Origin of the sequence: Reinekea sp. G2M2-21, assembly GCF_015687175.1 — a bacterium.
Taxonomy (GTDB): Bacteria; Pseudomonadota; Gammaproteobacteria; order Pseudomonadales; family Natronospirillaceae; genus Reinekea.
In genome coordinates this window covers 49150-61063 of the sequence record NZ_JADPQG010000005.1, presented here as the reverse complement: position 1 = coordinate 61063, position 11914 = coordinate 49150, and the positions used below count along the sequence as shown (strand labels likewise).

General features: G+C 50.2%; 9 protein-coding genes. 5 read left to right on the top strand and 4 right to left on the bottom strand.

What is annotated here, in order from left to right; all coding sequences use genetic code 11:
- The first annotated feature begins 79 nt into the window (after nt 1-79).
- Both IYN85_RS17440 and IYN85_RS17435 read left to right on the top strand, forming a co-directional pair.
- The gene (locus IYN85_RS17440) at nt 80-1330 is read left to right on the top strand and encodes an ABC transporter substrate-binding protein (protein WP_196160218.1); all 1251 of its coding nucleotides are present in this window, start codon (nt 80-82) and stop codon (nt 1328-1330) included.
- A gap of 128 nt (nt 1331-1458) precedes the next feature.
- Entirely contained in the window at nt 1459-2874 is a 1416-nt protein-coding gene (locus tag IYN85_RS17435; RefSeq protein WP_196160217.1) for a sensor histidine kinase, read from the top strand.
- Nucleotides 2875-2927: 53 nt separating this feature from the next.
- On the opposite strand, the gene IYN85_RS17430 is transcribed toward IYN85_RS17435, so the two are convergent.
- Entirely contained in the window at nt 2928-3167 is a 240-nt protein-coding gene (locus IYN85_RS17430) for a hypothetical protein (RefSeq protein ID WP_196160216.1), read from the bottom strand.
- A 109-nt stretch (nt 3168-3276) separates the two neighbouring features.
- On the bottom strand, nt 3277-3834 hold the full coding sequence (locus IYN85_RS17425) for an SCP2 domain-containing protein (RefSeq protein ID WP_196160215.1): 558 nt from the start codon (nt 3832-3834) through the stop codon (nt 3277-3279).
- A gap of 126 nt (nt 3835-3960) precedes the next feature.
- Here IYN85_RS17425 and IYN85_RS17420 point away from each other — a divergent pair, with 126 nt between their 5' ends.
- Nucleotides 3961-4956, top strand: a complete 996-nt coding sequence (locus tag IYN85_RS17420; RefSeq protein WP_196160214.1) for a peptidase U32 family protein — start codon at nt 3961-3963, stop codon at nt 4954-4956.
- A 21-nt stretch (nt 4957-4977) separates the two neighbouring features.
- A complete protein-coding gene (locus IYN85_RS17415) occupies nt 4978-5856 on the top strand; it encodes a U32 family peptidase (protein WP_196160213.1) in 879 nt (292 codons plus the stop codon).
- A 664-nt stretch (nt 5857-6520) separates the two neighbouring features.
- Here IYN85_RS17415 and IYN85_RS17410 read toward each other — a convergent pair.
- Nucleotides 6521-9775: a S8 family serine peptidase gene (locus IYN85_RS17410; protein ID WP_196160212.1), complete on the bottom strand. Its 3255-nt coding sequence runs from the start codon at nt 9773-9775 to the stop codon at nt 6521-6523.
- A gap of 465 nt (nt 9776-10240) precedes the next feature.
- Here IYN85_RS17410 and IYN85_RS17405 point away from each other — a divergent pair, with 465 nt between their 5' ends.
- Nucleotides 10241-10534: a flagellar basal body P-ring protein FlgI gene (locus tag IYN85_RS17405; protein ID WP_196160211.1), complete on the top strand. Its 294-nt coding sequence runs from the start codon at nt 10241-10243 to the stop codon at nt 10532-10534.
- An 83-nt stretch (nt 10535-10617) separates the two neighbouring features.
- On the opposite strand, the gene IYN85_RS17400 is transcribed toward IYN85_RS17405, so the two are convergent.
- The gene (locus tag IYN85_RS17400) at nt 10618-11871 is read right to left on the bottom strand and encodes a 2-oxo acid dehydrogenase subunit E2 (RefSeq protein ID WP_196160210.1); all 1254 of its coding nucleotides are present in this window, start codon (nt 11869-11871) and stop codon (nt 10618-10620) included.
- Between the last annotated feature and the right edge of the window lie 43 nt (nt 11872-11914).

The following is an 11914-nucleotide window of genomic DNA, read 5'->3' as shown; positions in this document are numbered from 1 at the left end:
ATTGCCCTAAATTTAAAATAGCGAAGACAGGAATTGTGAAAACACCTGAATCTAGCCAATCTGACATTCGGACACGCTCATGAAATCGACTTCATTGCTTTTGCTGACCTCACTGACCAGCATCCTATCGATTACATCTCATAGTCACGCATCGGACATTGAAGTCCTGCATTTCTGGACCTCTGCTGGAGAAGCGCGAGCACTTGACGAAATTCGAACAGCGGTCACCAACAAAGGGCACGAGTGGCTAGATTTCGCCGTAACCGGCGGCGGAGGGGAGAATGCCCGCGCCATACTTGCCCAACGAGTCGCAACAGGCTCGCCACCCATTGCGTCACATATGAAGGGTACAGAAATCCCCCAATGGGCTGAAGCCCGCGTATTAGCGAACCTAGACAACATCGCGCGAACCGATCAGTGGTCAACGTTTCTGCCGTCCGTCATCCTGCAACACATGACATACGATAATCATATTGTCGCCGTACCGGTTAATATTCACCGTCTCAATTGGATGTGGGTGAATCTTTCCATCTTGCGGGCAGCCGAGGTCGACGCCATCCCCTCAACACTGAGCGAGTTGTTCATCGCGTTGGATAAAGTTCAGCAAGCTGGTTATGTACCGTTAGCGCATGGCAGCCAGCCCTGGCAAGATACTGTCTTATTTGAATCCGTTATTCTCAGTGTTGCTGGGCCGGAATTCTATCGCCAGGCATTTGTTGAACTCGATGCCAACATACTCATGACAGCGCCAACACAGGAAGCCCTGAGAGCTTTTCGAAAACTCAAAGGATACACAGACAGCCGAGCCTTTGGTCGCGATTGGAATCTGGCCACCGCCATGCTGAAGCAAGACAAAGCCGCCGTCCAGATCATGGGAGATTGGGCGAAGGGCGAATTTGAGGCGAACGCCCTAGATCCGGGTTCTGATTTCGCTTGCGTTCCCATGCCTGGGACACAAGGCTCTTTCAGCTACACCATCGACTCTTTTGCCATGTTTAAAGTGAACTCTGAAGCCCTTAAAGAAGCACAAAAAGATCTGGTAGAAACTTTACTCGACAAAGATGTCCAACGCCGCTTCAACCAGATTAAAGGCTCAATCCCCATTCGCCAGGATATGGAGCCAAACGCTTTCGACCACTGTGCACAACAATCCATTCGCGATTTCAAAGAGGCGTTAAATGCCAACAAGCAGGTACCCAGTTTCGCGACACATATGGCTATGCCACTGGACAAGCTCAGTAATGTTTATGAAGTCATTTCTGAATTCTGGAACGACGACAAACTTTCCGTTGAGCAAGCCCAGCGACTGTTGGCAGAGGCAGTGAAATGATGCTGCACTGCGATAACGACATCCCAACAGATTAGACACGTGTTGACATGCATAATCCAATCAGATTGCCGCCAACTTCATGGATAACGACCCGCAAGATCATGGGCGTGGTTTTTCCGGGAATGTTCATGCTGATCATCAGTCTGGTCGGGCTCCGCCTGTCCACAGAGGCGAGAGTAAATCAGGAAACTCTGCGCAACCGACAACAACAACTGTTGAATATGGTGGACTCCTCTCGGGCTGCTCAACTCTATTACAACAATCAACAGGAAAGTTGGCGTAAACTCGATGGTGCTCAAAGCAAACCCGATGAATTCGCCCACCACTTAAGAGAGTACAAAGCCACAGAAAACCTTGTAACACGGCAATTGGAACTATTGCGTCAATCACTTGATGAGCTCTCCCTGGACGCCCGTTTGACCGACCGAATTATGGCCCAACACGCACAACTAAGTGAGAAACATGAGGAGTCCATTACCGCGTTCCGCGACAACAACCTCGATCAGTGGCAGGTTTCGCTCGAATCTGCCTGGGGGTTAGAACAACAGATACGCAACCGGTTCGGAACCCTAATCGGTGAAATAGTCTTTGAGGCGACACAAAAAATAACGCTGCAAAACGAGCTGAGCGAACAGAACTGGCAACGTACGCGATTCACATTAATCTGGATAACTGCAATTGGCGTCGCGTTTACCAGCTGGATTGGCTGGCTGATGCAAACCGCTAACCAGCGGCAATCGGAGGCGCTGCAAACATTGCATATTGCCAAGGAAGAACTGGTGCGTTCGGAAAAACTGGCTGCGCTCGGCGCACTGGTGGCCGGGGTCGCCCATGAGTTAAACACACCGATTGGCAACAGCATTACCGTCGCCAGCTCGCTAAAACAGAATGTTCAGGACATTATCAAACACAAACAGAATGGAACGCTGACCTCGACCGAGTTTGATACATTCTGCGTGCAGGCAGAGGAAGGGTATCAATTGCTTGAAAGTGGCCTACACCGCGCTGTTGAGATTGTCGGCAACTTCAAACAGGTTGCCGTAGATCAGTCCAGTGATCGCCGGCGCTCATTCGATTTAAAAACAGTCGTAGAGGAAATTACCAGAACACTACGGCACCAATTCAAGCACACACCCTACACGCTGGACGCGGACATACCTGACGGCATTGAGATGAACGGTTACCCCGGTGCCCTCGGTCAGATATTAAATAATTTAATCTTGAATGCACTGAAACATGCGTTCGATGATCGGTCTGAAGGGCATGTCTCCGTTACCGCTGTCCGCATCGGCGAAGACCGAGTGTTGATTTCGGTCGCTGACGATGGGAACGGTATTCCAGCGCAGTTACGCAACAAAGTATTCGACCCGTTTTACACAACCAAAATGGGCAAAGGTGGCAGTGGTTTAGGGCTCTACATTGTGCATAATCTGGCAACGGCCACGATGGGAGGTAATCTTACATTGGTGTGTGGTGAAAAACACGGAACGACGTTCAACCTGGACATTCCAAGGGAAGCGCCCATTAAAAAGGAAACAGCCTGAGATAGCCTGTTCATAGAGCGGGTGTCGCCACCCGCTCTATCCTTTTAAATAATTTAAAGATCGAATAAAGTGGTCAGCCCACGGATCTTTTCCTGCAACTCCTCATCGAGTTCTTCAGGGTTCAAGCGAGCAATAATATTTTTTAGGACTCGCTTTTCGTTGTCATCGACAACACCATCACGTAAGGCAATATTGGCAATGGTCATCAATTCGTCCGCGTCGAGTTTGCCGTCATCGGCAAAGCATTCAATTGAGCGAAACGTCATTTCAAGATAATCACGGGATTCCGTCACTGTTCATTCCTTTTTCTTCGTGGATAATTGGCGCATTGCCAGTGAAACCAGTCCAGTGTAACCATCTCTGTGCAATACACCAAACAACCAAGAGTCACTTTTTGGGTCATCACCGACTTTCCAGAGTCAGAAGCTGGCGCAACGAATTGAGCGACTGTCTCCAGAAGAGGGGCAGATCGTCTTCATCCAACGCATCCAGCATATTCTTGACATGCAGACCCAACTCGACATCGCCTTCGATGGCAAGTTGGCGTTGAAAAAATAACGTATCAGGATCCGTCGTTTGACTGATTAATGCCAGAAAGGCTGGCACGGTCGCCCGAATAGTGACATCCGCCAGGCGGTCAGGGTGAACACTTAAACGTGCACCATCAAAACAGATATGCCATGCAAGATCGCGTTCTTTCAGAGCAATAGCACAACAATGATCTGCCAGAAAATCCAGCTCACCGTTGTCAATCAAGCCACGCATAGCATGATTCAAGATCGGCTCCAGCGCATTGGCCTGCAGGGAGTCGGGCACAAATCCTAACGCCATTGCCCCTCCCGTGGCCATTCGCTCAACTGGTCTCAGACTTTGGCTAAGTTTTCGGGTCGGCTCCTGTAGCGTGCCCCTCAGCCGATTGAATAGACTCTTATCTGGTCCATCTTGGTTAAAAGCTGTCATGTGCTCATCCGTATCGGTCTTTTGGCAGACCCTACCGGATTTGCGAAGAATGTTATTGACGGTTATCAAGTCGGTATCCCCATGACCTCGATACACTCGTGCTTTTTCAGACATAACGAGAAAAACATGGAATTAGTGTGTCCGGCAGGTAGCCTGAATGCGTTTAAAGCGGCCGTGGAGAACGGGGCAGATGCCGTCTATATGGGGTTTAAAGATGAAACCAACGCCCGCTACTTTGCGGGTCTGAATTTCAACGATAAAACAGCACTGAAAGCTCTTTCTGTGGCCCGGGACAAGGGCGTTAAACTATTTGTCGCGATCAATACGTTCGCCAATCAACAACATTGGCGGAAATGGCAACAGGCGGCCGATACCGCCGCCGAATTCGGAGCAGATGCTATTATCGCCGCAGACACCGCCGTTCTCGATTATGTCAGCCAAAAATATCCTCAGCAGCCTCTGCATCTTTCCGTTCAGGCTTCCGCCACCAACGCCAGTGCCCTGGCCTTTTACAAACGGCACTTCAATATTCGCCGAGCAGTCTTACCACGAGTGCTTTCCCTGCCTCAGGTAGAAGCATTGTCAAAATCCAGTCCGGTTGAACTTGAAGTCTTCGCTTTCGGCAGCCTTTGTGTCATGGCAGAAGGGCGTTGTTACCTCAGTTCATATCTGACGGGAGAATCACCCAACACGGTTGGCGCCTGTTCACCGGCGAAATTTGTGGAATGGCAAACAGAGGGCGATTTCCTCAACGCTCGCTTGAATGGCGCATTGATAGATCGCTATACCAGTGGAGAAACAGCAGGTTACCCCACACTTTGCAAAGGCCGTTTCCAGGCGCTCGGCAAACAGTTCCACGCACTCGAAGAGCCGACCAGTCTCAACACAATGGACATTTTACCCCGGCTGCATCAGGCCGGCGTGAAAGCTCTTAAAATTGAAGGCCGACAACGCAGCCCAGCTTATGTGGCAAAGGTTGTTAAGGTTTGGCGGCAGGCGATTGACCACTACCTGGACAATCAAGCAGCTTTCCAGATTGACCCACGATGGCAGGCGCAGCTTATGGACGTTTCGGAAGGCGCGCAGACCACCATTGGTGCCTACGAACGCGATTGGCAATAGCCGAACAGAGGAGCTTAACCAATGAACATTACCCTGGGGCCGATTCCCTTCTACTGGCCAAAACAAAACGTGATCGATTTTTATGAAGCCGCGCAAGATTGGCCTGTCGACCGCATCATTTTGGGCGAAACCGTCTGCTCTAAGCGACGAGAAATGCGCTTGAACGACTGGCTGGAGGTCGCACGAAAGTTGCAGGCCACCGGCAAGGAAGTTGCTCTCAGCACGTTGGCATTGCTGGAGGCTGAGTCGGAATTGAAAGCCTTGGCCAGCATCTGCGCACAGGATGAGTTTGTCGTGGAAGCCAACGACCTAGCGGCAGTTGAACTACTGTTTAACGCAGGCAAACCCTTCCTTGCCGGTCCTTACCTGAATATCTACAACCCGAAAACCCTCGAACTATTATGCAAAGATGGCTTGCGCAGCTGGACCTTGCCAGTTGAACTCAGTCAGGTGGAACTGGCTGATATGCTTGCGGCGATCCAGAACATGAACCTACATGTCAATACCGAGGTCATGGTACATGGCTACTTACCGCTCGCGCTTTCTGCGCGTTGTTTTACCGCCAGAGCACTCGACCGACCAAAGGACGAATGCAAACGCATTTGCATAGACTACCCCACCGGTATTCCAGTCGACAGCCAGGAACATCAACGTTTATTTACCATGAATGGTATTCAGACCCTGTCCGGGGACATTTTGGATTTGCGCCGTGAGTTACCCGCTATTCAAACGATGGGCGTTAGTTCTGTCCGTATAGTACCCAGCCAATATGATATGGCCAACATCATCAGTGCCTATGCTTCAGCCATCAAAGGCGACCTGATAACCGATATGCCGCCGTCGTCGGCCAGCTACTGCAATGGCTACTGGTATGGCGATGCGGGCATGGCCCACTGGTAGAACCACGCGGAATAGCGATGTGCGACCCCGGTGGTGCAAAGAACTCCATCGAGTACGAGGCCCGTGTTGAAACACAGGCCTCGTTCAACCCGTTACCTGAACAGACAAAGGTAATGCGAATTAAACAGAGTTGCCTTAACTGGTGATCCCCGCCACACCCTGAATCTGAAACCAACGATGCACTGACCGGGAGAAAGACGGTTACACACAGTTTCTGTGGATAACTTGTTGGATAAACTTTTAAGAAGTGCCTCCAAGCCAGTAAATATCAGCCTTGCAGCGATTGCATCAAAAACAATCAACAACAATCAATTCCAGAAAAATGAAATAAAATCAATCACTTAGAGTGCATATTTAATAAGAAATGAACGCCAGCAAGACTAACTGATTGATATTTGATCAGCACAAACCATGCGGTGGACAATTTCATCTTGAAACAGCTTGAAACCCCCTGTTTTTATCGACAAATATGAAAATCAACCTTTTTTAACACTTTTTGAACGTTAACAACCGAGCTTTGCAATCGGCAGGTTAAAATCTTGCGCCAGTTGTGCATACGCCAAGTCACTCTCGCTTGTCATCTGATCTTAGGCCCGCATCCTCAAAACCCAGGCATAAAAAAGGCCGCATATGCGGCCTTTAAAGGAAGTTAGGTTAGGTTTGCTTATTGGCGAACCAGGTCAACCTGAACTGTTCCCAGATTACCTGGGTTGGCAGAGTCAGTACCCAGCGCGAATGATCCGTAGTAACGGTCACCAGCAACAGAGCCTGGCAATACAAAACCAATGTTGGCGTCGAAAGCAACACCAGCAGGTTGTGCAAATGGCACATCGACAGTCATGTTACCTTCATCACCAGTTACAGAAGCAACATGCAGGGTGAACGCCTGAGGATCGACGTGACCGCCTTCCCAGTTTTCAACCACGACCCACATTTTGCCTGCTGGTGGGTTCGGAATGTTTACGTATTCCAAAGCGCCACCAGTGGCTGCGTAATCGATCAAGCTGCCGAATCCTGGAACTTCACCGAAGCCGACGAACATATCCAGGTCACCAGACTGAGATGCGCTGATTTCAGCAACGAAACGAGTTGCACCAGCCGGTACGTCAACAATGAATAACGCCTGGCCGTCAACCGCAGGGTCGAAACCACCGTCAAACGGATCGCCGTTTGTTGGGTCAGAAATAACCGCAGATTCAAAGGCTGTAGACTTCGCCAAACCAGTCACAACCAGATCAGCGCTGGTGATTTCGATGGCTTGTAGACCACCCAGAGTCACCACGTCAGATTCCATTGCCGCTGTAACATCAATGGCAGTTGGCAAATTAGACAGCGCAGACATAGCCGCAACCGGGAAGTGTGCGTCTGGTACACCTTTGGTTTTAGACTTAACAGGCACTTGATCGAACATCCAGTCACCAACAGTGACAGCGCTTACGTCGGCAACAAACGTTAACTCAATGCTTTCACCTGGAGCCAGCTTGAACTGCTTAGGCGATACGTCCACTTGAGCGGTAGATTTTGCCTTCCAGCGAGTGGTTTTGTCAGACACGTTCGTCAAGGTACGCGTCCAGGTACAGTTAACCACACAAGCAACTTCACCTAAGGCAGTCAGGTTCAATTGAGCAGGATTACCGCCCGCTAGTGGATCAGCGGCCAAGAAGTTATCCAGATTTTCATCAGCGATCAACGCAGCACGCGCCGCCATTGGCAGATCAATTCGGCCCGCACCCATATCAAATGGATCCGCTTGCGTTACGCCGTCTTCTTTCATGTGATTCAGGTTCGCAGTCGTCATCATGGCTGACTGAATCTGCATAGGTGTCCAGTCAGGATGCAACGCAGTTAACAGCGCACCCGCACCAGCAATGTGAGGGCTCGACATCGACGTACCCTGAATGATGTTGTAGTCCTGCTCAGCGTCAGAATAACCTTCATGGAACGCGGCAAAAATCGCACGACCAGGGGCGGTGATGTTTGGTTTCACGACACTTGGCACCGATGGGTTAACACCACGTGAACTGAAGTATGCCATGACGTCCGCATAGTCGTCCGCCAGCACTTGAGTGGTTCCGCTCAGCGTCGCCATATGACCAGTACCGGTTGCCAACCATTCACGAATGGTTGCCGCGTCAGTATACGTAATGTGTGTGGCAGGAATCACGTGAGTGTCCGCTTCCAGGTAACCAGAACCATCTGGAGTTGTTGGTGGACGAGTCAGAATCAGCGCACCACCACCGTTCGCTTGGACGTTGGCACCTTTAGCAACACGGGCAATCACACCAGCGTCACAAAGAACGATTTCACCATCGAACTTAGCGTTGAATTCACCTTCCAGACACATCGGGTTACCGTAATCAGCCGCGTCAACAATTGCCGCAGGACCATAGCCCGGTGCAATAGACTGGCCCACAATTTCAGGCAACGTATCACCTTCATTGTTCACCAGGCCAGAGACTGAGTTTTTGTAGAAATAGTTGTGCGAACTTGCCGCAACAGCAGTGATCCATGGTGCATCAGCTGGGTTACCCAGTGTCGCGAAGTCTGGACCAGAGTTACCTGCTGAAGTTGCCACGAAAATACCGGCATCCATTGCAGCTAGGAACGACAACGAATCTTGGTCAGCCCATGGATCAGAAGATCCACCACCAATCGAGTAGTTGATCACGTCAACACCGTCGATAATTGCTTGGTTGATCGCAAACAGGATCGCGCCCAGGTAACAACCTTCTTCAGAACACACGGTGTAGGCAATAACGTTAGAGCGAGGCGACACACCTGAAATGGTTTTGGTCACTTCAAAGCCCGTTGGCGCAGCAACGGTTGCATCATAAACCAGGTTACCCGCTGTTGTCCCAGCTGTGTGTGAACCGTGGCCATCCTGATCGCGTGGGCTGCCCTCATTGATGTAAGGAACGCCCCAGGCACCGATCAGTTTATCGTTACAAGGGAATGTTGGGTCGTATACGTCGCTGGACGCGTCACATACCCCAAAGTACTGTCCCTTAGGATTGGTGTGGCGATAACCGTCACCTGCCACTTCGGCAAATGAATCGGAGATCGGGTTGATACCGGTATCGATAATACCAACAACAACGCCTTCACCACGGGTAGGCTCCAGATCGGCAGAGCCGTACCAGATTTGTGGTGCACCGATCCACTGAAAACCACCTTCGTAGAAACAGCCCGCCATACCCAGCGTAGTTGCCAACATAGCAAACACAGCGCTGTTACGACCCAGCCATCCACGACGATAGGCAAAGAAAGCCATCGCGGTCAACAACAGTAAAGACAACGCGATAATGGTCCATGCGGTGTTGTTGCCACCATCGGTTGGCAGTGCATAACCACCTAATGTTTCAGTGGATTCAATTTGAAAAACTTTATCCTGAACGACACTGCGCACACCCTGGAGCTGCGCTACTTTCGCTGCTTCGGTTTTGGTCAGTTCAACAATCATCGCGTTGGTTGCGACCTGGAACTGGTCCAACGGCGTTACGGTGCGGCCTAATTGACGCTCCATTGCCTGTACAAATTTTTCTTGTGTAGTAGCCAGGTAACCTGCATAAGCGCGGGCGGCACTGGAACGAACATCCAGTTTTGATTTGCCGTCTGTGCTGGTCGCCTCATAACCATTTACGCCACCTCGGTAACGGGCAACAGAATCATCGACAAGACCAATGATGTAACGTTCGGTTGGTTCAATCGCAAACGCCCGGAAAGAAGAACGGGACATTGCGCTGGATTGTGAAGGCGCAATGGTTTTTTCGATCTTTGAACGTTCAATTTCGAAAGATTTGGTTTGCACAGAACTTTCAGCAGCAGCTCCGGTGCTCAACATCGCAGCGCCGACGGTAACGGCAGTAAAAGCGACACGGGCAGGCAAACGCTTAAGGTGATTAACCCTCGTTTGTTTCATAAGTTGTACCCTTTATTCAAGAAGTAAGTGAGGTTTTTTTTCGTTATTAGTATCGAGATTCGATTTAAATTTATGGGTAATAAATTTTTCACATACGGGACTGGAGACTGGGTACTACACACGAGGCGATTGCCTCTCTCAGACATGCCGACAACTTCCCTATCGTTTTGCGATTCAAAATATGAATCGGACTGCCAAGCTAAACAAGTCGGGTTAACGAATCAAGCGGACGTTGTGTCGATCACAATAAATTTGTGATGTGCGTCGCAAATATTGACGCATTAAAACACAATTGTATAAATTATCGTCGCCTTTAATGAAACAGCGTCAATGATGTGAAATTCTTTTCAGTTATTAAAACGACCAGTGTGATGCGTGCAACAGGCTATACTGACAACTTTGATCCACACTCCCGCAGAAAAGGGTTTAGCCATGCGTTTCTTAGTGATACTTTTGACGAGTTTAATGACGGCCGTTTTCGCTGCGCCGCTTGGGGATCTGGTGATCGTGAATGATGGTTTGGATGCGTCGAATCCTGAAACGATCCAGGATGATTATATTCGATTGACCCTGTCGCAACCGGGTTACCATCAGGTGGTTAAAATAAAACAGGCCATAGACGATTGGCTCGGTCCTGGGGTGGTTATTGTTGACAGTCAAGCCACACTGAAAGTGCAAGCGCCGCGAGCGTCAACAGAACGCATTGAGTTCTTATCGGCATTGCTTCAACTGCAAGTCGACTTACCGGTAACAGAGTAAAAAAGGCGGGGAAAACCCGCCAAAAACTCAGCAATAGAAATAACGGCACACCAAAACGGCGGAGCGCCAGGCGCGCCATAACATCACTTCAATCGCAGCAGCATTTGCTGAGGGCTTTCTAACAAACTCTTCCAACGATTATTGAAACGAGCAATCGTTCCGCCATCTAATACACGATGATCGCCAGACCAACTGACCGTAATCATTTCACGCACCACGATGTTGCCATCAACAACCCTGGGTAATGGTTGAATCCGGCCGATACCGACGATGGCCACTTCCGGTTTATTGATGATGGGCGTCGTCACCGTGCCGCCAATAGCACCAATGTTGGAAATGGTGATGGTGCCACCTTTCATATCGTCTGGTGACAAACGTCCAGCACGTCCGGACTCGGTTAACCGTTTCACTTCTCCGGCAACGTCACTCAATGACAGGCCATTAACACCTTTGATGTTTGGCACCAGTAACCCCATGGGCGAATCAACGGCCATGCCGATGTTATGCGCGGCGTGTTGGTGAATTTCATCGCCAGCGTCGTTCATGTGGCTGTTCACAATCGGGAACTCAGTCAACGCGACAGACAGTGACTTGATAAACAGGGCCATCAGCGTGAGTCGTGTGTCGGTGTCCGTCAACGTTGCGTTCAAATCTCGTCGCAATTCGTTACACGCGGTGATGTCAATCTCTTCGGCGTATGTGAAATGCGGAATCGTGCTGACTGATTTTTGCATTTGTGCAGCCATAACCGCCCGCACACCCTTCACGGGGATAACCTCAACCGCTTGTGGCGCTTGCCCAACAGGCTTAGTTGCTGTCGTCTGCGTAACGGGTGTCGACGACTCTGCACCTTCTTCATCCAGAAACCGCAGCATATCTTCCTTCAGCACCCGCCCAGACGGACCAGTCCCGGATACAGCACTGAGGTCAATATCATTCTCACGGGCAATACGGCGGACCGCTGGCGTTGCCAACACTTTGCGCGTCGCCTGTTCCGACGTGGCAATACTCTGGGTCACCTGTTCAACGCGGGTCGGTGTGGCACTTTGTTGTGGCGCAGGTGCTTCCCGGTTGTGGCTCTCTGTCGACTCGTCACTCTGGTCAGTGACTATCTGAAACAATGGCGCATGCACTTTGGCAATTTCGCCTTGCTTAACATACAGCGCTTCGACACGACCAGCATGTTTAGCGGGAATTTGCACCAAAGCTTTGTCAGTCTGCACATCGGCCACGGGTTGATCTTCTTCAACCATATCACCGACATTCACAAGCCATTCCACCAGCTCGCATTCCACAATGCCTTCGCCGATGTCCGGTAAAATAAAATCTTCTTTCATTTGGTTAGCTCTCCGTATCCCGACCGGTCCTGGGTAAGGACAC